This is a genomic window from Acidovorax sp. FJL06 (assembly GCF_003852545.1).
Taxonomy (GTDB): Bacteria; Pseudomonadota; Gammaproteobacteria; order Burkholderiales; family Burkholderiaceae_C; genus Acidovorax.
Genome location: NZ_QAJR01000025.1, coordinates 115,072 through 138,801, shown reverse-complemented (window position 1 = coordinate 138,801; position 23,730 = coordinate 115,072). Strand labels below are relative to the sequence as shown.

The 23,730-nt window shown below is 64.4% G+C and carries 26 protein-coding genes; 6 read left to right on the top strand and 20 right to left on the bottom strand.

Annotation, left to right across the window (positions count from 1 at the left end; translation table 11 throughout):
* Nucleotides 1-42 precede the first annotated feature (42 nt).
* The 3 genes from DBV10_RS23165 to DBV10_RS14970 are packed head-to-tail and all read right to left on the bottom strand — an operon-like array spanning nucleotide 43 to nucleotide 1,839.
* On the bottom strand, nucleotides 43-390 hold the full coding sequence (locus DBV10_RS23165; protein ID WP_233589935.1) for a hypothetical protein: 348 nt from the start codon (nucleotides 388-390) through the stop codon (nucleotides 43-45).
* A gap of 18 nt (nucleotides 391-408) precedes the next feature.
* On the bottom strand, nucleotides 409-888 hold the full coding sequence (locus DBV10_RS14975) for a hypothetical protein (RefSeq protein ID WP_124514407.1): 480 nt from the start codon (nucleotides 886-888) through the stop codon (nucleotides 409-411).
* 12 nt (nucleotides 889-900) lie between these two features.
* Nucleotides 901-1,839, bottom strand: coding sequence for a hypothetical protein (locus tag DBV10_RS14970; RefSeq protein ID WP_124514406.1), 939 nt, complete (start codon nucleotides 1,837-1,839; stop codon nucleotides 901-903).
* A 185-nt stretch (nucleotides 1,840-2,024) separates the two neighbouring features.
* Between DBV10_RS14970 and DBV10_RS14965 the strand changes: the two genes are divergently transcribed.
* Complete coding sequence (locus DBV10_RS14965; RefSeq protein WP_233589941.1) at nucleotides 2,025-2,363, top strand: AlpA family transcriptional regulator; 339 nt, start codon at nucleotides 2,025-2,027, stop codon at nucleotides 2,361-2,363.
* 18 nt (nucleotides 2,364-2,381) lie between these two features.
* Here the strand turns inward: DBV10_RS14965 and DBV10_RS14960 are convergent, their stop codons facing one another.
* From DBV10_RS14960 to guaB, 7 genes are all read right to left on the bottom strand, one after another.
* Entirely contained in the window at nucleotides 2,382-2,906 is a 525-nt protein-coding gene (locus DBV10_RS14960) for an AlpA family transcriptional regulator (RefSeq protein WP_124514405.1), read from the bottom strand.
* Between the two features lie 4 nt (nucleotides 2,907-2,910).
* Nucleotides 2,911-3,186, bottom strand: a complete 276-nt coding sequence (locus DBV10_RS14955) for a hypothetical protein (RefSeq protein WP_124514404.1) — start codon at nucleotides 3,184-3,186, stop codon at nucleotides 2,911-2,913.
* A gap of 60 nt (nucleotides 3,187-3,246) precedes the next feature.
* On the bottom strand, nucleotides 3,247-4,503 hold the full coding sequence (locus DBV10_RS14950; protein WP_124514403.1) for a site-specific integrase: 1,257 nt from the start codon (nucleotides 4,501-4,503) through the stop codon (nucleotides 3,247-3,249).
* Nucleotides 4,504-4,814: 311 nt separating this feature from the next.
* Nucleotides 4,815-6,461, bottom strand: coding sequence for a glutamine-hydrolyzing GMP synthase (guaA, locus tag DBV10_RS14945; RefSeq protein WP_124514402.1), 1,647 nt, complete (start codon nucleotides 6,459-6,461; stop codon nucleotides 4,815-4,817).
* Nucleotides 6,462-6,473: 12 nt separating this feature from the next.
* Nucleotides 6,474-6,908: a type II toxin-antitoxin system VapC family toxin gene (locus DBV10_RS14940; protein WP_124514401.1), complete on the bottom strand. Its 435-nt coding sequence runs from the start codon at nucleotides 6,906-6,908 to the stop codon at nucleotides 6,474-6,476.
* On the bottom strand, nucleotides 6,905-7,168 hold the full coding sequence (locus DBV10_RS14935) for a type II toxin-antitoxin system Phd/YefM family antitoxin (protein WP_124514400.1): 264 nt from the start codon (nucleotides 7,166-7,168) through the stop codon (nucleotides 6,905-6,907). The genes DBV10_RS14940 and DBV10_RS14935 overlap by 4 nt, the downstream gene beginning before the upstream one ends.
* A gap of 110 nt (nucleotides 7,169-7,278) precedes the next feature.
* Nucleotides 7,279-8,754: an IMP dehydrogenase gene (gene guaB / locus DBV10_RS14930; RefSeq protein WP_124514399.1), complete on the bottom strand. Its 1,476-nt coding sequence runs from the start codon at nucleotides 8,752-8,754 to the stop codon at nucleotides 7,279-7,281.
* Between the two features lie 166 nt (nucleotides 8,755-8,920).
* Here guaB and DBV10_RS14925 point away from each other — a divergent pair, with 166 nt between their 5' ends.
* On the top strand, nucleotides 8,921-9,457 hold the full coding sequence (locus DBV10_RS14925; RefSeq protein WP_124514398.1) for a DUF4124 domain-containing protein: 537 nt from the start codon (nucleotides 8,921-8,923) through the stop codon (nucleotides 9,455-9,457).
* Between the two features lie 68 nt (nucleotides 9,458-9,525).
* On the opposite strand, the gene DBV10_RS14920 is transcribed toward DBV10_RS14925, so the two are convergent.
* Entirely contained in the window at nucleotides 9,526-9,924 is a 399-nt protein-coding gene (locus tag DBV10_RS14920; protein ID WP_124514397.1) for an RnfH family protein, read from the bottom strand.
* A complete protein-coding gene (locus DBV10_RS14915; RefSeq protein ID WP_124514396.1) occupies nucleotides 9,917-10,357 on the bottom strand; it encodes a type II toxin-antitoxin system RatA family toxin in 441 nt (146 codons plus the stop codon). The genes DBV10_RS14920 and DBV10_RS14915 overlap by 8 nt, the downstream gene beginning before the upstream one ends.
* A gap of 122 nt (nucleotides 10,358-10,479) precedes the next feature.
* Between DBV10_RS14915 and smpB the strand changes: the two genes are divergently transcribed.
* From smpB to DBV10_RS14895, 4 genes are all read left to right on the top strand, one after another.
* Nucleotides 10,480-10,953 (top strand): SsrA-binding protein SmpB, encoded by a 474-nt coding sequence (smpB, locus tag DBV10_RS14910; protein ID WP_124514395.1) that lies wholly within the window; start codon nucleotides 10,480-10,482, stop codon nucleotides 10,951-10,953.
* A 255-nt stretch (nucleotides 10,954-11,208) separates the two neighbouring features.
* Complete coding sequence (locus DBV10_RS14905) at nucleotides 11,209-11,574, top strand: hypothetical protein (RefSeq protein ID WP_124514394.1); 366 nt, start codon at nucleotides 11,209-11,211, stop codon at nucleotides 11,572-11,574.
* Between the two features lie 13 nt (nucleotides 11,575-11,587).
* Complete coding sequence (locus DBV10_RS14900; protein WP_124514393.1) at nucleotides 11,588-12,115, top strand: RNA polymerase sigma factor; 528 nt, start codon at nucleotides 11,588-11,590, stop codon at nucleotides 12,113-12,115.
* A 5-nt stretch (nucleotides 12,116-12,120) separates the two neighbouring features.
* The gene (locus DBV10_RS14895) at nucleotides 12,121-13,032 is read left to right on the top strand and encodes an anti-sigma factor (RefSeq protein WP_370451178.1); all 912 of its coding nucleotides are present in this window, start codon (nucleotides 12,121-12,123) and stop codon (nucleotides 13,030-13,032) included.
* A gap of 111 nt (nucleotides 13,033-13,143) precedes the next feature.
* Here the strand turns inward: DBV10_RS14895 and DBV10_RS14890 are convergent, their stop codons facing one another.
* The 8 genes from DBV10_RS14890 to rimP all read right to left on the bottom strand — a co-directional run bounded on the left by DBV10_RS14890 (nucleotide 13,144) and on the right by rimP (nucleotide 23,475).
* Nucleotides 13,144-14,250, bottom strand: coding sequence for an enoyl-CoA hydratase/isomerase family protein (locus DBV10_RS14890; protein ID WP_199740113.1), 1,107 nt, complete (start codon nucleotides 14,248-14,250; stop codon nucleotides 13,144-13,146).
* The gene (locus tag DBV10_RS14885) at nucleotides 14,247-15,122 is read right to left on the bottom strand and encodes a DMT family transporter (protein WP_124514392.1); all 876 of its coding nucleotides are present in this window, start codon (nucleotides 15,120-15,122) and stop codon (nucleotides 14,247-14,249) included. Before DBV10_RS14885 ends, DBV10_RS14890 begins: the two co-directional genes overlap by 4 nt.
* A gap of 68 nt (nucleotides 15,123-15,190) precedes the next feature.
* Nucleotides 15,191-17,014 (bottom strand): translational GTPase TypA, encoded by a 1,824-nt coding sequence (typA, locus tag DBV10_RS14880; RefSeq protein WP_124514391.1) that lies wholly within the window; start codon nucleotides 17,012-17,014, stop codon nucleotides 15,191-15,193.
* Nucleotides 17,011-18,018, bottom strand: a complete 1,008-nt coding sequence (gene truB / locus DBV10_RS14875; RefSeq protein WP_124514390.1) for a tRNA pseudouridine(55) synthase TruB — start codon at nucleotides 18,016-18,018, stop codon at nucleotides 17,011-17,013. The genes typA and truB overlap by 4 nt, the downstream gene beginning before the upstream one ends.
* Complete coding sequence (gene rbfA / locus DBV10_RS14870) at nucleotides 18,015-18,395, bottom strand: 30S ribosome-binding factor RbfA (protein WP_108617772.1); 381 nt, start codon at nucleotides 18,393-18,395, stop codon at nucleotides 18,015-18,017. The genes truB and rbfA overlap by 4 nt, the downstream gene beginning before the upstream one ends.
* 32 nt (nucleotides 18,396-18,427) lie before the next feature.
* Nucleotides 18,428-21,292 carry a translation initiation factor IF-2 gene (infB, locus tag DBV10_RS14865; protein ID WP_124514389.1) on the bottom strand — a complete coding sequence of 955 codons (2,865 nt, stop codon included), beginning with the start codon at nucleotides 21,290-21,292 and terminating at the stop codon, nucleotides 18,428-18,430.
* Nucleotides 21,293-21,316: 24 nt separating this feature from the next.
* On the bottom strand, nucleotides 21,317-22,804 hold the full coding sequence (nusA, locus tag DBV10_RS14860; protein WP_124514388.1) for a transcription termination factor NusA: 1,488 nt from the start codon (nucleotides 22,802-22,804) through the stop codon (nucleotides 21,317-21,319).
* Between the two features lie 77 nt (nucleotides 22,805-22,881).
* Entirely contained in the window at nucleotides 22,882-23,475 is a 594-nt protein-coding gene (gene rimP, locus DBV10_RS14855; RefSeq protein WP_124514387.1) for a ribosome maturation factor RimP, read from the bottom strand.
* Nucleotides 23,476-23,730 lie beyond the last annotated feature (255 nt).

Here is a 23,730-nt window from a genome sequence, read left to right as displayed (position 1 = left end):
CAGCTCGTGCGCGCGCTGCATCAAGCGTTGTGGCCTTATCAGCTATCCAACCTTGCCATCTTCGCGCACGTAAAAGCCGGAGAAGGCAAGGACCACATTGAGTTCGTCGCGCCGCCATGCGAACGCCGCAGCGTCGCGGGCGTAGTTCACTGGGTTCATCGCACGGTTGATGAACATGATGAGATGGTTGCCGAACTGATGCTGGTTCTGCGCACCAGCCAGCGCATTGAACAGCCGCTTCCACTTTGTCATGCCGGGCGAAGTGTCCGCGACCTCGATCTCTTGCAGCAAGCGCTCGATTTGCGTACCACTCAAGCCGCGCTCGGTATCGGCGAGCACCCGACACGCAGCTTCAAGATGCTGCGAACTGAACAGTGGAATACGTGTCATTAGTTTCCCTGATGCCTCTCAAGCCCATTCAAGCATGGAGATGATCGCCTGCCCTTCGGTGCCGACCTCCACAAACAGGGCATGCTCGTAACCAAGCTGCTGCTTGTAGCCCCGAAGTTTCCGAAGGTCGATCTGTCGGTCAACGCGGCTCGTTGACTTCTTGAACTCCAAGACCAGAAAGTTCCTTCTTGTGCCTCGCCGATGAACGATCACATCTGGGAATACGGTCTTCGCCTCAACGTCTTCGCTGTCCGGGTACAGCTCCAGATGTCCGAGCCGCTTTGGTTCAATGCCGTCTCGGTTGTATTCGCAATCCACGCTCCAATCAGGAAAATACTGTTGGAGATACATCGCGAAGCGAAAGGTGATGGATCGTTCATTTGCGTCGATGCCGAGCAAGTCATGGTCATTGCGCAGTAGTTCGAACAGCGCGCGTGCTACAGCCTCGCCTGGCGCATGACGGTTGAGATACTGAATCTGATCTTCGGACAACGCCATTGCCACGCTCGCCTACAGAAGACTCACATTAAAGGACGCGTGCACCGATCGAAACGTCGTCAGAATTCTCCGTCTGGCTTCGTCCAGTTCGTCGGCAACGCGATCCGTGAGCATGTACGTAGGGCACTTCGCCTGACCGCATCCGCAGTGCCTGATCTCTCCGTCCTTGAGACGGGTCACGAAGATGCGGCGTAGCTCATCGACCTGACGGACCACGTTTGCAAGCACCGCTTGAATGCGTTGATCTTGAAGATGGTGGATCGAAGGAATACGCCTGATCTCGTTGCCCTCGCGCGTCCGCCAAACGCCCGTGTTGAGTGCGCCAATGGTGTCTTCGACCGCCTGCTTAAAGTCAGGCAGGGAGCTTTCCTGCTGAAACGGCGTGCGAAAGGCAGGCCGGTCGAACACAGCCGCCATCAATTGCAGCGCATCGGCATCCGAAAGGTCAGGGAAGTCGTCCACGAACTTTCGGATCTCCGTTTCAGCGTCGGGAAACTCGATACCTTGAACGAAACGATGCAGCAGGAACTCGGCACGAAGCCGCAGGTTTTCCTCGAATTCCACGCCGGACCATATCGTCACATGAGCAATCCCAAGGGAAGCTGCGGCTTGCCCGATCCGTATTCGACTGGTGTCCGAAACAGCGCCACGAGAGACGAACTTGAAGGCATCCGGCGTCCCGGCAGCGGCCTTGACCGCCTTGGTCATATCGCCCTTGGCTTTCGCCAAGGTCAGCGTGTCCCTGTTCGCGCATTGGATGATGGTCTTGCGTGGCGGTTGGTCATCGAATAGCTCGATACCCGAGATGTCCCGCCCTTGGTCGCCTCCCGATTGACCGTGCCAGATCAGGTCACTCCAGCCAGCGCGCACGTGATACGCAAAGACCAAGCGCTCAAACTGGGGGCCGCTGTAATCTTCGAAATGAATCGGAGAAACCGTTACCGTCGCCATGTTCTCCCCCTCTTCCCTTGGCCGTTTGTCTTCAGTACGCCTCTCTACGCTCCTGTGAGTTTCCGCGATAGCCAGTGAAAGCCACCATATCGTCATACGGTGGCAAGACATATCGCCGAACAACCATGGAGTTCGACATGGAGAATAACCCGTCAGAGAAAATCGGCCGAGACAGCAGTGCCGGGATGCGCCCGCAACCCGTCTCGCTTCCCTTGCCCGGCTCGAACGCCTACGGCGATCTCCCGCAATTCCCGAAACACGGCGCGCTGCCATTTCGTCGCACCATCCGCCGTCATGAGCTGCGGCAGATCGTCCCTCTGGCCGAAACGACGATCTACGAAATGGAGCGCCGCGGCGAGTTTCCAAGGCGCTTCAATCTGACGGCACGCTGCGTCGTGTGGGACCTGGCCGAAGTGGAGACCTGGATCGACGAACGCAAGCAGGCCCCGCGCGCCGGCGCCACCAAGCCGGATGTCCACCTACGAAAAACACGCCCTGTTCGGGCGGGTTCCGGTCAGGATTGAAGTCGGCGACGGACACCCTCATCCAACAAGAGCTTCCAACTCCTTGAAAGCCGAGCGCGATAGGCGCCGCCCCTCCTTGGCCACATTGACCTGCAAGGCCGCGCGCGCCACCTCTAGAACGTCCTTGGCCAGCGAGTAGCTGCCCTTGGCTTGCAGCCAGGCCAACACATCCGCCAAGTGCCAGATCGACGCACTGCCCTCATGCACCGGCGTCGGGAAGCTGCCCGGATGGGCCAGCATCAGCTTGCGCATGTTCTGCCGCGACACGCCCACGATGTCGGCCACATCGGTCAGCCCAACCAGATCCGGTGCGACCTCGATCAGACTGGCCGACGGTGCGGCACGCCGCACGTCCGCCAGCGCGCTGCGCACGGCCGCGTCCGCACTGTCCGCCTCGCGGGTGAACTCCAGTGCGAGCCGCCCTGGCTGCCCGATGCCGACCAGGGCATCGTCGCAGCCGGCTTCGCCCAAGCGCTCGACCAGCGCACCCGGGTCGCGGTCATCATCGGCGAGCTGGTATTTCAAGGTGAAGGTGTATTCCATTGCGCTATTCCTCGGCATCGTCGGCCGCCTCCTGCTGCGTGCGGTGCGTCGTGCAGTTGTCCACGACCCGCCGCAAGGCGCGCGCGTGGTTCCCAGGGTTCTTCGGCGTGCTCCACACACTGGTGATGCAAAACTCGCCGCAGCGGCACTCCGCGTCGTTGTACGGACAATAAATCCGCCCCCAGGCGTGGCTGCCGCCAACTTCCACGCGCCAGCCCTGCCCTTCGGCATGCCTGAGTGCTTCCTCGACCTCTTTCTTCGGGTGAGGGGAACGTGCCATCAGTAGTCTCCAGTATGAGAATAATCGATCAGGTTGTCAAGTGACAACCTGATCATTGCTTCAGGCCAACGCACTCAACACCGGCACGACCACGTGCTCCGGCATCAGCTTTGGAACGTAGGTCTGCCCGTCGATCCAGGCATCGACCATGCTGGCCCACTCCTGCAGCATGTGGCGCCGCTGCTCGGCGTATTCGGCTTTGTTGTAGATCGAACGCGAGGAACGCCCCTCCTCGTGCGCAAGGCACTTCTCGATCCAGTCGCGGTTGAACCCGATCTCGTTGAGCAGCGTCGAGCCCGTGCGGCGCAGGTCATGGACGGTGAACGGCTCCAGAGGCAGGCCTGCAGCCTTGGCCCGCTGCGCCACGATCTGCGTGACCCGGTTGAGGGTCGCGTGAGACATGCAGCGGTCGGAGTCGTAGCGCGACGGCAGCAAGAACTTCGATCCAGCCGCGCAGGTATGCAGCGCCACCAGGATGTCCAACGCCTGGCGCGACAGGTAGACCACATGCGGATTGCGCCCCTTCATCCGCTGCTTCGGAATGGTCCAGGTCGCGTTCTCGAAATCAACCTCGTCCCAGGTGGCCTCGATCAGCTCGCTCTTGCGCACCAGCGTCAGCAGGATCATGCGCAGCGCCAAGCGGATGGTCGGATACGTGGCCACCGACTCCATCTGCCGCGACATCAAACGGATCTCCAACGGCGACAAGGCACGGTCCTTGGGTACGAAGGTCGCAATCGAGGCCGCGCCCACGTCGGCCGCCGGGTTGTCCACCTTCTCCCCATGCAGGATGGCGAAGGCATAGACCTGCTTCACGATGTCGCGGACATGCACCGCGGTGGCCGGGGCACCCCTCCCCTTCACCTTGCCGCACAAGGCGCGCAAGTCATCGGCGGTGATTTCGTTGAGCAGGCGGTTCTGGAACGCCGGCAGGATGTCCCGATCGACGATGCTCTTGCGCATCGCTCGCGTGCTGTCGGCCATCCGGGCGCCGGCCAGCCATTGGGTGGTCATGTCGCCGAAGTTCTTGGCGGCGGTCAGGCGGCGCTTCTCGCGCTGTTTCTCATGCGCCGGAGACTTGCCCTGGGCGACGGCCTTCTTGGCATCCAGCAGCTTTTCACGGGCCATCCCCAGCGAAATACCCGCCGACCCATAGCGGCCAATGGTCAGGGTCTCACGGCGGCCGTTGAGACGGTAATCGTAGCGGAAGGTGACGGTACCGGTGGGTGATACCGTCACGTACATCCCATCCCGGTCAGAAGCCTTATAAGTCAATGACTTAGGCTTCAAATTGCGCAGTGCGGTGTCGGTAAGCATCGAGGTTTTTCCTCCTGTTCATGACGGCTTTTACCGTCAGGGGTCAGGAGACCTGCTGATGCCTGGAAAGCCGCATGAAACAAGCTTTCCAGAGGAGTGATTTACCGTCAAAGACCGATTTGGTCTCGATAGTAAACAAGGAGGTCTTAATCCGGCCTCCGGTTTCTACCGTCACCTCTACCGTCAATCCGTTTCGCTGCCCGGCGATAGCTGCCGATAGCTGCCGATAGCTGTCGTGACGTATTTTCTTTAAAATCAATACGTTACGTCGGATTTTCGATTGGTGGCGATAGTCTCCGAAGGACCTGATTTCACTCCCACTCAATCGTCGCCGGCGGCTTGCTGCTCACGTCATACGTCACGCGGTTGATGCCGCGCACTTCGTTGATGATGCGGCCCGACACCTTCTTGAGCAGCGCGTACGGCAGCTCGGCCCAGTCGGCGGTCATGAAGTCGCTGGTCTGCACGGCACGCAGGGCGACCACGTAGTCGTACGTGCGGCCATCGCCCATCACGCCCACACTCTTGACCGGCAGGAAGACGGTGAAGGCCTGGCTGGTGAGGTCGTACCAGGTCTTGCCGGTGGCTTCGTCCACATGGTTGCGCAGCTCTTCGATGAAGATCGCGTCGGCGCGGCGCAGCAGGTCGGCGTATTCTTTCTTCACCTCGCCCAAAATGCGCACGCCCAGGCCGGGGCCGGGGAACGGATGGCGGTAGACCATTTCGGGCGGCAGGCCCAGGGCCACGCCGAGTTCGCGCACTTCGTCCTTGAACAGGTCGCGCAGGGGCTCCAGCAGTTTCAGGCCCAGCTGCTCGGGCAGGCCGCCCACGTTGTGGTGGCTCTTGATGGTGACGGCTTTCTTGCTCTTGGCGCCGCCGGATTCGATCACATCGGGGTAGATGGTGCCCTGGGCCAGGAACGTCGCGCCTTTGACGGTGCGACCACCATCCGCGCCCTTGTGGCCAGCCGTGCCGGCCTTGAGCTTGGCAGCCTCGGCCTTGAACACGTCGACGAACAGGCCGCCAATGATCTTGCGCTTTTGCTCGGGTTCGCTCACGCCGGCGAGCTTGCCCAGGAATAGGTCGCTCGCGTCCACGCGGATGACCTTGGCGTGCAGCTTGCCTTCGAACATGTCCATGACCATGTCGCCTTCGTTCAAGCGCAGCAGGCCATGGTCCACGAACACGCAGGTCAACTGGTCGCCGATGGCGCGGTGGATCAGCGCCGCCGCCACGGACGAATCGACGCCGCCGGAGAGGCCCAGAATCACTTCCTCATCACCCACCTGCTGGCGGATCTGCTCCACGGCTTCGGCGATGTGGTCGCGCATCACCCAATCGGGCGTGGTGCCGCAGATGCCGAGCACGAAGCGGTCGAGCAGCGCCCTGCCCTGCACGGTGTGGGTGACTTCGGGGTGGAACTGCACGGCGTAGAAGCGGCGCGCTTCGTCGGCCATGCCGGCGATGGGGCAGCTGTCGGTGCTGGCCATGAGCTTGAAGCCCGGGGGCAGCTCGGTGACCTTGTCGCCGTGGCTCATCCAGACGTTGAGCATGCCGTGGCCCTCGGCGGTGGTGAAGTCGGCAATGTCCTTGAGCAACGCGGTGTGGCCACGTGCGCGCACCGCCGCAAAGCCGAACTCACGCTTGTGGCCGGTTTCGACCTTGCCGCCCAGTTGCTGTGCCATGGTCTGCATGCCGTAGCAGATGCCCAGCACAGGCAGACCCAGGTCGAACACGGCCTGGGGGGCACGGTCGGTGGTGTCCTCGGTCACGCTGGCGTGGCTGCCCGACAGGATGATGCCCTTGAGCGAACCGTCCTTGGCGTAGTCACGCACCCATGCGTCCGTCACGTCGCAGGGATGCACTTCGCAATACACATTGGCCTCGCGCACGCGGCGGGCGATGAGCTGGGTGACTTGCGAGCCGAAATCGAGGATGAGGATTTTCTGGTGTTGCATGGTGGTGGTCCGTCAGAGGCGAGAGAGATCAAGAAGGGGTACGCCGCTGCGCTGTGCGGCAGCGGCCTGTTGGGGATCAAAGGTTGCCAGGGGCAGGCGCAGCGAGCGCGCCAGCCACAGGTAGGCGGCGTCGAAAGTGGGCAGGCCGGTTTCCAGCGCCACATCGAGCACGGCCTTGTGCTGGGCAGGGGCGAGGTCGTGCAGCTCCACGCGGTGGCGGATGGCTTCGAGCACGCCCCACAGGCCTTCGACGGAGGCGGCGGGTATGCGCCCGCTGTGCACGCCGCTGGCGAGGATGTTGCTGCACTCCCACTGCCAGAGGTTGGGCGCCTGGGGCTCGACCTCGTCGCGGCGGATCAGGGTGTACAGGCGGCGCGTGTGTTCACTGGCCGCATCGGGCAGCAGCCAGGCGGCGGTGACGGAGGCGTCGAGGACGAAGGCGGTCATGCGGCGCTCCGGCCAGCGCGGCGCAAGGTGTTGGGGGTGGCGACGGCTTCGCCTGCGGGGCGGATGCTGGCGTGCAGCGCATCCATCTGACCCAGCTCGCGGGCGATCTGCTCGTCGGTGATGACGGGGCGGCGGCGCACGGGCAGCATGCGCACCACTTCCTTGCCGTGGCGGGTGATGCGCACTTCCTCGCCCTGCTCGACCAGCTCGATCAGGGCAGAGAACCTGCTCTTGGCTTCATAGATGCCGACGGACTGCATGGATGCGCGGACCCCCAAAAAGAAAAAGTCTGGCCTGAATGGCGAATTCAGACCAGACTATATCATTCTGACCAGATATTTTCAATCAGGCCAGATTGGATCGGCGGTGCTCAGTCAGCCCTGTAGTTGGGGGCTTCCTTGGTGATCTGCACGTCGTGCACATGGCTTTCGCGGATGCCGGCGGTGGTGATCTCGACGAACTCGGCCTTGTTGTTCATCTCTTCGATCGTCGCGCAACCGCAGTAGCCCATGGAGGCGCGCACGCCGCCGGCCATCTGGTACACGATGCTGACCATGGAGCCCTTGTAGGGCACGCGGCCTTCGATGCCTTCGGGCACGAGCTTGTCGGCATTGGGGTTGCCGGTGCTCGATTCCTGGAAGTAACGGTCGGCGCTACCTTGCTGCATGGCGCCGATGCTGCCCATGCCGCGGTAGCTCTTGTAGCTGCGGCCCTGGAACAGAATCACTTCACCAGGGGCTTCTTCGGTGCCGGCGAACATGCCGCCCATCATCACCGTGCCCGCGCCTGCGGCAAGGGCCTTGGCAATGTCGCCGCTGTAGCGGATGCCGCCGTCAGCGATCAGCGGCACGCCCGTGCCCTTGAGCGCGGTGGCCACGCTGTCGATGGCCATGATCTGGGGCACGCCCACACCCGCCACGATGCGGGTGGTGCAGATGGAACCGGGGCCGATACCGACCTTGACTGCGTCGGCACCGGCCTCGACCAGGGCCAGCGCGGCCGCGCCGGTGGCGATGTTGCCGCCGATCACGTCGATCTGGGGGTAGTTCTGCTTGACCCAGCGCACGCGGTCGATCACGCCCTTGCTGTGGCCATGCGCAGTGTCGACCACGATGGCATCGACACCAGCCTTGACCAGGGCTTCAACACGCTCTTCCGTGCCCTCACCCACGCCCACGGCAGCGCCCACGCGCAGGCGGCCAGCGGCGTCGCGAGCGGCGTTGGGGAAGCTGGTTTGCTTGGTGATGTCCTTCACCGTGATCAGGCCCTTGAGTTCAAAGGTGTCGTTCACGACCAGGATGCGTTCGAGCTTGTGCTTGTTCAGCAGCGCCTTGGCTTGCGCGGGCGTGGTGCCTTCTTTTTCGTTGACCGTGATGAGCTTTTCGCGCGGGGTCATGATCTGGTGGACCTTGACGTCGTAGCGTGTTTCGAAGCGCAAATCGCGGCCGGTGACGATACCCACCACCTTGCCGCCGTCGCACACCGGAAAACCCGAGATGCCCAGTTGCTCGGACAGCTGCAGCACCTGCAGCACGGTGTGCTCGGGGGTGATGACCACGGGGTCGCGCAGCACGCCGGATTCATAGCGCTTGACCTTGGCCACATGGGCGGCCTGCTCTTGCGCCGTGAGGTTCTTGTGCACGATGCCGATGCCGCCCTCCTGGGCGATGGCAATGGCCAGGCGCGCTTCGGTCACAGTGTCCATGGCGGCGGACACGAGCGGCAGGTTCAGCTGAATGTTGCGGGAGAGTTTCGTCGCAAGGGACGTGTCCTTGGGCAGGACCTGGGAGTACGCTGGCACCAGCAACACATCGTCGAAGGTGAGCGCTTTTCCAAGAAGGCGCATGAGAAAGCTCCAAAAAATGGATTGTACCCGTGCCGCGTGTGGCGCCTCGCCGACGCGCCAATAACCCCCAGGCCACGGCCCTACCTGCCTGCTGAACGTCCCCCCAGGACCGCCGCCTGTCCTGCCGCACTGGCGGGTGGCAAGCCACACGGCTAAACTGCTTCGCATGAAAATGCACAAGATTCTTCTGCTGGCCGTGGCCTGCACTTGGGCCATGGGCGCTGCAGCGCAGTGGCAGTGGATCGACAAGGACGGACGCAAGGTCTTCAGCGACCGCCCCCCACCGGCAGAAATCCCTGAAAAAAGCATCTTGAAGCAGCCTGCAGGCAGCCAGTCGGCGCGCCCAGCCCCTGCGGCGGCCGTGCCCGCCGCCACAGACGCCCCCCCCGGCGCAACCCCCACCGCCGCCACGCCCAAGCTGGCAGCCAGCGCCCCGGGCAGCGGCAAGGACAAGGAGCTGGAAGAGAAAAAAGCCCAGGCCGAAGCCGCCGAAGCTGCCAAGAAAAAGGCCGAAGAAGAAAAAGTCGCCAAGGTCAAGGCAGAGAACTGCACCCGGGCTCGCGCAGCCAAGTCCGCCTTTGATGCCGGCAAGCCCATCACCCAGACCAATACCCAGGGCGAGCGCATTTTCCTGGACGGCCCCGCCCGCGCGGCCGAGGCCAAGCGCATTGACGGCATCGTCGCCTCGGACTGCGCGCGCTAACCCTATCGCCCCGCAGCCACCTGGGCCTGCTGCAGGCGCGGCCCTCCCGGGTGCACATCCACAGCGTCTCAGTATCCTGATTTGCCCCCCGGGCGCTGGCGGGCAAACAGGCCCGTGGAACGCGCACCCTGGCGGGCAAAGCGCTCCCGACGGGCCACCTTGGGGTCCACCTGGAGGGGCCGGTAAACCTCCACACGATCCAGGTGCTGCAGCGGCGCGTCCAGCGCCACGGCCCGCCCCCACACCCCCACCAGCGGCCCGCCCCGATCGGCGGTCGGCGCTGGCGCCTGCTGCGGCAGGGTCCCGCTGGCCCGCAAGGCATCGGCCACCGTCGCCCCCTGGGGCAGGGCCAGCACCCACTCGCGCGTTTCACGCGGCGCCACGCAGGCCATCACCGTGATCTGCAGGGTGATGCCCCCCTCGGGCGCCGCCGTGCCCGCCACCTGGGCGCGGCCCCCATCAGCCATACACCTGCTCCGCCCGCTTCACAAAGGCATCCACCATGCTGCCGGCGATGCGGTCAAACACCGGCCCCACCAGCGCCGCCAGCGCCGGACTGTCAAAACCGTAATTGAGCAGCAGCTCCACCTTGCAGGCACGCTGCTGGCCATCGCCCACGGGGTGGAAATGCCAGTCGCCGTCCAGGCGCGAGAACGGGCCCTTCACCAGGTGCATCTGCACCCGCCGCCCCGCTTCATGCGTGTTGCGCGTCACAAAGGTCTGGCGAATCCCGCCCAGGGCAATGCCCACTTCGGCGGTCATGCCATCCTCCATCCGCTCCAGCACGGCAGACCGGTCGCACCACGGCAAGAACTGCGGGTAGTGCTCCACCCCGGTGACCAAGGCAAACATTTCTTCGGGGCTGTACCAGATGAGGACGGACTTTTGGACGGTTTTCATGCAGACGGCGCTTGCGCAGGACCACGCAAGCGGGGGAGAAACTAGAATCGCGGCTCGCGAGCGGACAACCCTTCATTGTAGGGAGACCTTTTATCTCCCGGATTTCGCCGCATCTAACCTCCATGGCCAAGAAACCCGACCCCACGTCCCGCATTGCCGACAACAAGAAAGCGGCCTACAACTATTTTTTTGAAGAGCGCCACGAGGCGGGCATGGTGCTGCACGGCTGGGAGGTCAAGGCGCTGCGCGAGGGCAAGGTGCAACTGACCGATGGCTACGTGCTGATACGCGATGGCGAGTTGTTCCTGCTGGGCTGCCAGATCAACGCGCTCAAGACCGCCTCCACCCACGTCAGCCCCGACGCAGCGCGCACCAAGAAGCTGCTGCTCAAGAAAGACGAGATCAAGCGCCTGATTGGCAAAGTGGAGCAAAAGGGCTACACCCTGGTGCCCCTGAACCTGCACTGGAAGAACGGCTTCGTGAAGTGCGAGGTCGCACTGGCCAAGGGCAAGGCCGAGCACGACAAGCGCGACACCATCAAGGACCGCGAAGGCAAGCGCGAGGTCGAGCGCGCGATGAAAAGCAGAAATCGGTAACCCCCTGAGGTGCTGCGCACCTTCCCCCTACAGGGGGACGCCGCCCCTGCGGCGGGGCGGCCCTTGCACGGCGGCGCGGGCCTTGCGCCGCGCCAGTTGCATGCGCCGCGGAAAGCGCAGACCTGCTTCGGCAGGTCCGATCTTTGGGATTTTTTTCATGCGTGGTGGAATAAATCGCTGTGCGACTGTGTTTGTGGAGGTGCAAGGCGGCATGTGCCGTTGCCTGCAATTCCTCTTCTTCCACCTGGAGAAACCATGAAAAAGATCCTGTCCATCGCTGCGTTCCTGGCCGTTGCCGGCTGCTCCACCATAGCGGCCGATGGCCCCGTGAAAACCATGGATGGCGTGCTCACCGGTGCGGGCGGCATGACGCTCTACACCTTCGACCGCGACACTGCCGGCAACGGCAAGTCGGTCTGCAACGGCCCCTGCGCCACCAACTGGCCGCCACTGATGGCCAGCCAGGCACCCGGTGGTGACTACAGCCTGGTGACGCGCGATGATGGCAAAACCCAGTTGGCCTACAAGGGCAAGCCGCTGTACTACTGGGCCAAGGACACCAAGCCGGGCGACAAGACGGGCGAGGGCGTAAACCAGGTCTGGCACGCTGCACGGCCCTGATGCGCCCCCGGACATGAACCGCACCCAGGTCATCGAACAACTGCCCGCCCTGCGCCGCTACGCACGGGTGTTGACGGGCGACGCCTGGGCGGCGGATGACCTGGTGCAGGACACGCTGGAGCGTGCCTGCAGCAAATGGCGGCTGTGGCGCCGTGGCAGCGATCTGCGGGCCTGGCTGTTCACCCTCATGCACAACCTGTACCTCAATCAGCGCCGCGGCCTGCCCCCACTGGCAGCCATCGTGGACATCGACGAGGTCAGCGCGCAGTTGCCAGGCACGCCCGGCCCGGCAGACGATGCGCTGGACCTGGAACGCTGCCTGCAGCGCCTGCCTGCGGAGCAGCGCGCCGTGCTCCTGCTGGTGAGCCTGGAAGACATGGGCTACGAAGAGACGGCCCGCATCCTGGACATCCCCGTGGGCACCGTCATGTCACGCCTTTCCCGCGCGCGCAGCCGGCTGGGCGCCCTGATGGAGCGCCCACCAACGGCCCCGCGCACCGAAGCCCCCCGCGAATCCCCGGGGCTGCGCCGCCTCAAGTGACGGCAATGCCCTTCATCGCCATGGACCCCCATCCCTCCCGCCCTTCGCCCGCCGACGACACCTCCGCCCAGTGGCATGCCCTGGTGGATGGACAACTGCCGCCCGCCGAGGCCAGTGCCCTGCGCCAGCGGCTGAAGGACGACGCGGCCGCGCAGGACACCCTGGACCGCTGGCACCAGCAACGCACCCAGCTGCGTGCGCTGCATGCGGACCTGCTCCACGCCCCCGTGCCCGATGCCTTGTTGCAGGCGGCCCTGCATGCAGCCGACCGCCGCACGCAGCAACACGCGCAATGGTGGCGCTGGGGGGGCATGGCCGCCTCGGTGCTGGCGGCCTTCACACTGGGCTGGATGGGGCATGGCCACTGGGCCGGAGGTCCCCCTGCGGGGACCACGCTGGTGCACGGCGCAGCCCCACCGTGGGTGGTGGCTGCAGCCCCTGCACAGCGCTTTGCGCACCAGGCCGCCGTGGCCCACGCCGTGTACCAGCCCGAGGTGCGCCACCCCGTGGAGGTCACAGCGGCGCAGCAGGAGCATCTGGTGCAGTGGCTGTCCAAGCGGCTGAACCGGCCGCTCAAGGTTCCCGCATTGGCCGCGCAAGGCTACGAGCTGGTCGGCGGGCGCCTGTTGCCCGGCGACAGCGGGGCGCGCGCGCAGTTCATGTACCAAAACAGCAGCGGCCAGCGCATCACGTTGTACCTGGGCGCCCTTGCGCCTGCGGTGGGGGCCCCGGGCCAGGCCCCCGCATCGCCCTCTGTGGCGGCAGCAGCCACCGCCTTCCAGTTCACCCAGGAAGGCCCGGTCCCCGGTTTCTACTGGGTGGACCAGGGCTTTGGCTACGCGCTCAGCGGGCAGCTCTCACGCGCCGAGCTGCTGGCGCTGGCCACGGTGGTGTACCAGCAACTGCAACTACCCTAGCCGTAGCCCGCCACCGGCATCGGGCCTTGCCCGAGTGGCTGGGTGTGGCTGCAAGCGCATTCACGCCCCGCAGTACAACCCACCAACCACGCACCGGCCATGCGCAGGTTCTCAGGCCAATGCCACCAGCGGATGGGAGTGCGCCGGCCAAGGGCTGGCAAAGAAGGGGGCCACCATCTCGGGCGTCACGTCTTCGATGCGCGCCGGGAGCCACTTCGGCGCGTGGTCCTTGTCCACCGCCAGCGCGCGGATGCCTTCCACCGTCTCGCTCTGGCCGGGACGCAGGTAGAAGCAATGGCGCACCATGTCACGCTCCATGCGCAGGTCGTCGGCCAGGCCCATGCCGCGCGCGCGGCGGACCTGCTCCAGCACCACGTTCAGCATCAACGGCGAGCGCTTGCGCAAGGTGGCAGCCGTGGCACGCGCCCAGTCGCTGTCGGCGGACTCCAGGGCCTGCACGATCTCGCCCACGGTGGACAGCGAAAAATATTGGTCAATCTGGCCTCTAGCGCTGGATGGATTTGCGCTAGCAGCTATCAATTTGGAAGCAACATAGTCCTTCACGGCAGCGCCGCTGGCAAAGGTCTGCGTGGCCAGCGCCTCCCACACCGCCGCCTGCTGGTCCGCAGGCAGGCAGCCGTCTGCCAGTTGGCTCGCGATGGCATCGCCGGCGCCGATGGTGTCGCCGGTCAGCGCCAGCCACTCGCCCACGCGGCCAGGACAGCGGCTCAAGAAGTAACCGCCGCCCACGTCGGGGAACAGGCCGATCGCCGTTTCAGGCATGGCCATCTTGGTGCGCTCCGTCACCACGCGCAGCGCGGCGCCCTGGCTGATGCCCATGCCACCGCCCATCACGATGCCGTCCATGAAGGCGATGTAGGGCTTGGCGTAGTTGTGGATCAGGTGGTTGAGCGCGTACTCCTCAGTGAAGAAGTCTTCGAGCTGCGGGTTGCCCTGGCTGCCGGCCTGGTGCAGAAAGCGGATGTCGCCGCCCGCGCAGAAGGCACCAAACGGGCCTTCCTTGTTGCTGCCACGGATCGCCACGGCCAGCACGCGCGCATCGTTCTGCCAGGCCAGCAGGATGCCCATGAGGTCGCGCACCATGGACAGCGACAACGCATTGAGCGCACGCGGGCGGTTCAGGGTGATGAAGCCGACCTGGCCCCGCACCTCACTCAGTACTTCGCTCACAACTTCCGACACAACCGTCTCCGTCATTTTTGTTCCTTCCAACCTAACAGTTCATTGAACACCAGCGCACCGATGACCAGCACGCCGCCCGTCAGCACCGCTGCTGCGGGCTTTTCGCCCGCCCCCAGCCATGCCAGCAAGATGCCAAAAATCACTTCCAGCAAGCCCAGCAGCGCCATCTCGGGCGCCTTGAGCACACGCCCGCAGCGCACGGCCAGCACGCAGGGGATCGCCAATTGCACCACGCCCAGCAGGCCCAGCAAGAGCAGGTCATGCCCCGAGGCCTGAAACGGCAGGGCCAGCGGCAGCGTGGCCAGGGACGAGATCACCGCCCCCACCAGCACGGCGGGCACCAGGTCCACCGCGTGGCCATGGCGTTGCGAGTGCTGCACCACCGTCCAGTTGATGGCCGCGGCCACCGGCACGCACAAGGCCACCAGTGTGCCCGCCAGCGGCAGGCCTGCCATCTGCGAGCCATACATCCAGCCGATGCCCAGGCCCGCCACCGCGATCGCCCCCCAGGTGCGCGCAGCGATATGGTGGCCGATGAAGAGGCGGGCGAACAAGGCGGTAAGCAACGGCCCTGCCGCCATGGTGACCAGCACATTGGCCACCGGCATGAGCACCAAGGCCACCATGAAGGCGGTGAACATCACACTCCAGCAGATGCCGGAGATCCACAGCGCACTGCCGCCCTTGCGCAGGGAGGCAAACACCGCCCGCCCCTGCAGCAGCGGCAGGATGACCAGCAGCGACACCAGCGTGAAAAAGCTGCGCCAGAAGGTCACCTCGAAACTCGCGGCATGCTCCAGATGGCGCGTGACCACCCCGGCCATCGACCACATCAGGGTGACCGCCACCATCAGCAGCACGGCGCGGGAATACGTGAGTTTCAACATGGGATTCGGATTGCAGACGGAAAAAAGGCCACTGCGCAGCAGTGGCCCTTCCGGGGACGCTCAGCCCATCAGGACCGGGAAGCGCGCTTGCGCTCGTTTTCGGTCAGGTGGCGCTTGCGCAGGCGCACGGACTTGGGCGTGATTTCGACCAGTTCGTCGTCCTCGATGAATTCCACGCCGTACTCCAGCGTGAGGTCGATCGGGGGCGTGATCTTGATCGCGTCTTCCTTGCCGGACACGCGGAAGTTGGTGAGCTGCTTGGTGCGCGTGGCGTTCACGATCAGGTCGTTGTCGCGGCTGTGGATGCCGACGATCATGCCTTCGTACACGGGGTCGTTCGCCTTCACGAACATGCGGCCACGGTCGTCCAGCTTGCCCAGGGCGTAGGTGAAGATTTCACCGTCGTCCATGGAGATCAGCACACCGTTCTTGCGGCCACCGATGTCGCCCTTGTGCGGCTCGTAGCTGTCGAAGATGTTGGAGATCAGGCCGGAACCGCGCGTCAGGTTCAGGAATTCGTTGGTGAAACCGATCAGGCCACGGGCCGGGATGCGGTACTCCAGGCGCACGCGGCCACGGCCGTCGGACTCCATGTTCACCAGCTCGCCCTTGCGCTCGCCCAGGGCTTGCATCACGCCGCCTTGGTGGCCTTCTTCGATGTCGGCCGTCACGAGTTCGATAGGCTCGCACTTCTCGCCGTTGATATCCTTGAACACCACGCGGGGCTTGGACACGGCCAGCTCGTAACCTTCGCGGCGCATGTTTTCCAAGAGGATGGTCAGGTGCAGTTCGCCCCGGCCCATCACTTCAAAGATACCTTCTTCGTCGGTTTCCTTCACGCGCAGGGCCACGTTGTGCTGCAGTTCCTTTTGCAGGCGGTCCCAGATCTGGCGGCTGGTCACGAACTTGCCTTCGCGGCCTGCCAGGGGCGAGGTGTTCACGCAGAAGTTCATGGTCAGCGTAGGCTCGTCCACCTTCAGCATGGGCAGCGGTGCGGGGTTGGCCGGGTCGGTCACGGTCACGCCGATGCCGATGTCTTCGATGCCGTTGATCAGCACGATGTCGCCAGGGCCCGCCAGCGGCGTCTGCATGCGGTCCAGACCCTGGAAGGTCAGCACCTGGTTCACACGGCCCTTGACGGCCTTGCCATCGGGGCCTTCCATGACGACCACGTCCATCATGGGCTTCAGGGTACCCTGGCTGATGCGGCCCACGCCGATGCGGCCCACGAAGGTGGAGAAGTCCAGTGCCGAGATTTGCAGCTGCAGCGGCGCGCTGGCGTCACCCGTGTTCGGGGGAACGTGCGAGAGGATGGTGTCGAACAGGGCCGACATGTCGGGGCCCCACTGCTCGCCCGGAGCGCCTTCTTCCAGCGACGACCAGCCGTTGATGCCCGAGGCGTACACCACGGGGAAGTCGAGCTGCTCGTCGGTTGCGCCCAGCTTGTCGAACAGGTCGAACGCAGCGTTCACCACCTTGTCGGGGTTGGCACCGGGCTTGTCCACCTTGTTCACGACCAGGATGGGCCGCAGGCCCAGGGCCAGGGCCTTCTTGGTCACGAAACGCGTCTGGGGCATGGGGCCCTCTTGCGCGTCGATCAGCAGCACCACGCTGTCCACCATGGACAGGGCACGCTCCACTTCACCGCCGAAGTCCGCGTGGCCGGGGGTGTCCACGATGTTGATGTGCGTGCCCTTCCAGCTCACGGCGCAGTTCTTGGCCAGGATCGTGATGCCACGCTCTTTTTCAATCGCGTTGTTGTCCATCACGGTATCGACGACCTTTTCATGGTCGGCGAAGGTGCCGGACTGGCGCAGCAGTTGGTCGACCATGGTGGTTTTGCCATGGTCAACGTGGGCAATGATGGCGATGTTGCGGATCTGTTTAGTCATAGTTTTTCCAATGTGCCGCTGTGCGCCATGGACGCGGAATGCGGCGTGCTTTCCAAAATTTGTTGAATTTCCAGCGGACTCAGGAGCCTGCCCGGCACCAGCTCCCCGCCAGCGACATGGCCCACCCCCAGCAGCGCCGGGGGACTCTCTCCAAACACCGCCACCGCGCTGGCATCGGGCCAGGCCCCGCGGCGGCGCACGCCCGACAGGAAACGAGCGGCATTGTCGCTGTCCAGCGTGACACGCGTGTGCCCCGCCAGCAGCGATTCGGGGGCTTCCAGGCAGGCCAGGCGCTCCGCTTCGGGCAGGGCCTCCAGCTGCGCCAGCGTGACGCAGCGCTCCACGCCGATGCCGCCGGTATCGGTGCGGCGCAGGAAGCGCAGGTGCGCCCCACAGCCCAGCGCAGCACCGATGTCCTCACCCAGGGTTCGGATGTAGGTGCCTTTGCTGCAAGTCACTACCATTTTGATAGCTGGCAGGGCTTGATCTGTGTGCGTAAGCGTCAGTTTCAATGCATGAATGACCACATCGCGCGCTTCGCGCTCCACGGTGACCCCTGCGCGCGCGTATTCGTACAGCGCCTTGCCATCTTTCTTGAGCGCGCTGTGCATGGGCGGCACCTGGCGGATGGGGCCGGTGAACTGCTGCTGCACGGCGGCCAGGCGTTCGGGCGTGAGCTGGGCCAGATCCACCTCGCGGCGCTCCAGCACCTCGCCCTCGGCGTCGCCGGTGGTCGTGGTCACCCCCAGCAACGCAATGGCTTCGTAGGTCTTGGGGGCTTCCAGCTGCAGCTGGCTGAACTTGGTGGCCGCACCAAAACACAGGGGCAGCACCCCCGAGGCGAGCGGGTCCAGCGTGCCGGTGTGGCCCGCCTTTTCGGCGCGCAGCAGCCACTTCACCTTCTGCAAGGCGTCGTTGCTGGACAGGCCCAGGGGTTTGTCGAGCAGCAGCACTCCGTGCACCGGGCGCCGCTGCACCCGGATGCGGGGAGCGCGCTCGGTCATGTTTCCTCGTCGTCTTTGGAGCGGGAAGCCACGGCGCGCGCAATCAGCGCATTCATGTCGGCCGCACGTTCGGAGGTGCGGTCGAACACAAAGTGCAGCGTGGGCACCGTGTGGATGTGCAGGCGCTTGAACAGGCCATTGCGCAAGAAGCCCGCCGCCTGGTTGAGCGCCACCTGGGTTTCCACCGGGTCGCCCGTCAGCAGGCTGAAGAACACCTTGGCATGGGCGTAGTCAGGGGTGACCTCCACGCCCTGCAGTGTCACCATGCCCACGCGCGGGTCTTTCAACTCGCGCGCGATCAGTTCCGTCAGATCGCGCTGGATCTGATCGGCCACCTTGAAGGCGCGGTTGGGAGTGGCGGATTTCTTCGCAGCCATGTCGTCGTCGTTGCTCTCGTCGTCGCTTCGCCTTACAGCGTGCGTGCGATTTCCTTGATGTCAAAGAATTCGAGTTGATCGCCTTCCTTGATGTCGTTGTAGTTCTTGAGCTTGATACCGCACTCGAAGCCTTCCTTGACTTCCTTGACATCGTCCTTGAGGCGCTTGACCGAGTCGACTTCGCCGGTGTAGACCACCACGTGGTCGCGCAGCAGGCGGAACTTGGCGTTGCGATGGACCATGCCGGACGTGATGTACGAACCGGCAATCGTGCCGATCTTCGTGGCCACGAACACCGTGCGGATCTCGGCCGTGCCGATGATTTCCTCGCGCTGCTCCGGGGCCAGCATGCCGGACATCGCCACCTTCAGCTCGTCCACGGCGTCGTAGATGATGCTGTAGTAGTGCAGGTCCACACCGTTGCTCTCGGCCGTCTTGCGCGCACCGGCATCGGCACGCACGTTGAAGCCGATCACGATGGCCTTGGAGGCGATCGCCAGGTTGATGTCGGACTCGCTGATACCGCCCACGCCGGCGTACACCAGCTGGACCTTGATTTCGTCGGTCGAGAGCTTGAGCAGCGACTGCGACAGCGCTTCCTGCGAACCCTGCACGTCGGCCTTGACGATGATGGGCAGGGTCTTGACCTCGCCCGCCGTCATGTCGGCAAACATGTTCTCCAGCTTCGCAGCCTGCTGCTTGGCCAGCTTGGTGTTGCGGAACTTGCCGGCGCGGTAGGTCGCGATTTCGCGCGCACGGCGCTCGTCAGTGAGCACCATGAACTCGTCACCCGCCTGTGGCACTTCGGTCAGGCCCTGGATTTCCACGGGGATCGACGGACCGGCCGTCTTGGCCACCTTGCCGTTTTCGTCCAGCATGGCACGCACGCGGCCATAGGTCTGGCCGGCCAGCACCACATCGCCCACCTTGAGCGTGCCGGACTGCACCAGCACCGTGGCCACGGGGCCGCGGCCCTTGTCGAGCTGGGCTTCGATCACGAGGCCCTTGGCCAGCGATTCGACCGGCGCCTTGAGTTCCAGCACTTCGGCCTGCAGCAGCACCTGCTCCAGCAGCGTGTCGATGCCCATGCCGGTCTTGGAAGACACCGGTACGAACGGCGAATCACCACCGTATTCTTCCGGCACCACCTCTTCAACCACCAGCTCCTGCTTGACGCGGTCGGGATTGGCATCGGGCTTGTCGGCCTTGGTGATGGCCACCACGATCGGAACACCTGCCGCCTTCGCGTGCTTGATGGCTTCCTTCGTTTGCGGCATGACGCCGTCGTCGGCTGCCACCACCAGGATCACGATGTCGGTGGCCTTGGCACCACGGGCACGCATGGCCGTGAAGGCCTCGTGGCCGGGGGTGTCGAGGAACGACACCATGCCGCGCGGCGTTTCCACGTGGTAGGCACCAATGTGCTGCGTGATGCCGCCGGCTTCGCCTGCGGCCACCTTGGCGCGACGGATGTAGTCCAGCAGCGAGGTCTTGCCGTGGTCCACGTGGCCCATCACGGTCACGACCGGCGCACGGGGCAGCAGCTCGGCGTTCTGTTGCTGCGAATCCTCGTCGGTGAATGCCTCGGGATCGTCCAGTGCAGCCACCACGGCCTTGTGGCCCAGCTCTTCCACCACGATCATGGCGGTGTCCTGGTCCAGTGGCTGGTTGATGGTGACCATCTGGCCCATCTTCATCAGGGCCTTGATGACTTCGGAGGCCTTGATCGACATCTTGTGCGCCAGCTCGGCCACGGTAATGGTCTCGGGCACGTGCACTTCGATGATGCGTGCTTCCACCTGTGCAGACTGCTGGTGGTCGTCGCGCTGGTCACGGCCGTCACCACGGCGGCCCCGCGGGCCACCGCGCCAGTTGTTGCGGCCCACGCCGCCACTGCTGTCGCCGCGGGTCTTGATTTCCTTCTTCTTGGCGGTGTCGCCGGCCCAGCTGGACGACAGCTTGGCGGACTTCACTTCCTTGCCGGAGCCAGGCGCACCCGCGCCCGGAGCTGCTGGAGCCCCCGCGCGTGCCGTGCCCGTCCCCACGGCGGGCTTGTGCAGCGTGCCCTTCTTGGCATCGCCCACAGCGGCAGGCTTGGCCACAGGCTTGGGCTCCTCGGGCTTCTTGGCGACCATGACCGCCTTCTTGGGCGTGGCCATCATGGCGCGGATGGCCTCGGCCTCGGCCAGGGCCTTGCGGCGGCGCTCTTCCAGATCGCGGGCGCGGGCAGCCTCTTCGTCGGCCCGGGCCTTGGCTTCCGCCTGGGCCTTTTCACGGGCTTCGTTCTGGGCCGCAGCGCGGGCAGCGGCTTCTGCGGCCTGCTCGCGCGTGGCTTCCTGCTTGACGGCAGAGGCCTGGGCTTTCTTTTCGGCTTCCTGGGCGGCGTAGGCGGCAGCGCGCTCTTCGGCTTCGCGCTCACGCTTTTCGCGGGCTTCGCGCTCGGCACGCTTTTCGGCCAGCTCGGTTTCCTGGCGGCGGATCAGCTCGGCCTGGCGGCGCGCCTCTTCCTCGCGGCGGGCCAGTTCCTGGTCTTCGCTCGAAACGGCCTCTTCCTCCACCGCAGACGATGCGGCCTCCGCCGCAGCGTCGGCACCTTCATCGCGCTGGATGAAGGTGCGCTTCTTGCGCACTTCCACCTGGATGGTGCGCGCCTTGCCAGTGGCGTCGGCTTGCTTGATCTCGCTGGTGGACTTCTTGGTCAGCGTGATCTTCTTGCGGTCGGCAGATGCCGTGCCGTGGCTGGCCTGCAGGTAAGCCAGCAGCTTTTGCTTGTCCGACTCGGTCAGAGCATCGGAAGGGGCGGCCTTGCCCACGCCCGCAGCCTTGAGCTGGTCGAGCAGGGTTTCAGACGATTTTTTGAGTTCGGTTGCGAACTCGGCGACAGTGTTACTGGACATATGTGGTTCGTGCCTCCCTGACCCTTACTCTTGCTGCCCCGCGAACCAATGTTCGCGCGCCTTCATGATCAAGGCTTTGGCGTCTTCTGCAGACTGTCCGGTCAGGTCGGTCAGCTCATCAATGGCCAGGTCGGCCAGATCGTCACGTGTGTGCACACCACCGTCAGCCAGCTTGGCAATCAGCTCGGGGGTGAGGCCTTCGAGGTCGCGCAGGTCTTGGGAGACCTCTTCCACGCTTTCCTCGCGGGCGATTTCCATGGTGAGCAGCGCATCCTTGGCACGGGCACGCAGCTCGTTGACGGTGTCTTCGTCGAAGCTCTCGATCTCCAGCATCTCCTGCAGCGGCACATAGGCCACTTCTTCGAGGCTGTTGAAGCCTTCGGAGATCAGGATGTCGGCGATTTCCTCGTCCACATCGAGTCGCTCCATGAACAGCTTGCGGGCCGTGTCGGTCTCGTTGGCCTGCTTTTGCGCGCTTTCAGCGGCATCCATGATGTTGATCTTCCAACCCGTCAGGTCGGAGGCCAGACGCACGTTCTGGCCACCACGGCCGATGGCGATGGCAAGGTTTTCCTCGTCCACCACCACGTCCATGGCGTGCTTTTCTTCATCGACCACGATGGAGGACACATTGGCCGGGGCCAGCGCACCGATCACGAACTGGGCGGGGTCTTCGGACCACAGCACGATGTCCACGCGCTCGCCGGCGAGTTCGTTGGTCACCGCATTCACGCGGGTGCCACGCACGCCGACGCAGGTGCCGATGGGGTCCACGCGCTTATCGTGCGACAGCACGGCAATCTTGGCGCGCGAGCCGGAATCCCGGGCGCAGGACTTGATCTCCAGCAGGCCTTGCTCGATCTCGGGCACTTCCTGGCGGAAGAGTTCGATCATGAACTCGGGGGCGGAGCGCGACAGGATGATGGGTGCGCCGCGCAGCGTGAGGTCCACCTCCATGATCATGGCGCGCACGCGGTCGCCGCTGCGCAGGTTTTCCTTGGGGATCATCTCGCCACGGCGCAGGCGGCCTTCCACACGGCCGGATTCGACAATGATGTCGCCCTTGTCCATGCGCTTGACGGTGCCCGTGAAGATGCGTTCGCCGCGCGACATGAAGTCGTTGAGCAGCATTTCGCGTTCGGCATCGCGGATTTTCTGCAGGATGACCTGCTTGGCCGCCATGGCGCCAATGCGGCCGATGGGCACGGACTCGACACCCTCTTCGATGTACTCACCCACTTCGATGTCGGGAATGCGCTCCTGCGCGTCCATCAGCAGTTCTTCGGCTTCGGGGTTCTGCAGGCCGGCGTCGTCAGGCACCACCAGCCAGCGGCGGAAAGTCTCGTAGTTGCCGCTGTCGCGATCAATCGACACGCGGATGTCCACCTCGCCCTGGTACAGCTTCTTGGTAGCCTGGGCCAGGGCCGACTCCACGGCGCCCAAGACCACATCACGCTCCACGTTCTTTTCGCGCGAAATGGCCTCAACCAACATCAACAATTCGCGATTCATGCGACGACTCTCCTGTTTCAATCACCCGAAGATGGAAGGCTGCGTACAGCGGCCACCCACCCCAATCATTCAGCAACTCAGGCAGCTGCCGACCCGGCCTTGCCTGCGCGCCCCTTGAAGTCCACGATGGGCGCCAAGCGCGCATCCCGCAGCTCATCCAGGGTAAAGCCCAGCGCCTGCAAGGGGGCGGGCACGCGTTTCTTGCTCACTTTTTGACCTGGCTTGACGGGCGGCTCGTCACTCCAGACGATCTGCCAGCCCCCCGCCTCGGCCCGCTCCAGCGTGCCGCGAAATTTCTTGCGGGTGGCGTTGACCTGCCCCCCGCCTGCGGCGCCAATGGGCGCCTTCAAGGTGATGTCGATGACCGCGCCTTCAAAGCGCACGAAATCCTGCTCGTGGCGCAAGGGGCGGTCGATGCCGGGCGACGAGACTTCCAGGCGCTTGTATTCCACGCCATCCACCTCCAGCGCAAACTGCAGCTGGCGGGTGACTTTCTCGCAATCCTCGACGGTGACGAACTGCTCGATCACGGGGGTGGGCGCATCGGCGGCCGGCTGCACCCAGGGCAAGTCGATGGTGACGCGCAGCAAACCACCGGCAGAGCGCTCGATCTCCACCAGGTCATAGTCCAGGCCCGTCACAATTTGTTCAACGACTTGCTGTAGTGCCACGTGTTCAGTTCAATCCCGGAAAAACAAAAAACCCGATAACCCCCGGAGACTTCTCCGGCAGCTTCGAGCTCGAAAAGCAATCGACCAAAAAAAACGGGCGGTTGGTACCCGCCCGTTTGGTCGTGAGGCTCTTATTGTAACGCGTAAAGCATTGATTTGCAAAGATGGCGCGGGCGGCGCCCCCAGCACGCTGTTGTTAACACGCCCGCGCGGCGGCCCGGCGGCTTGGGCGCCTTGAAGACGCGCCCCGCTTAT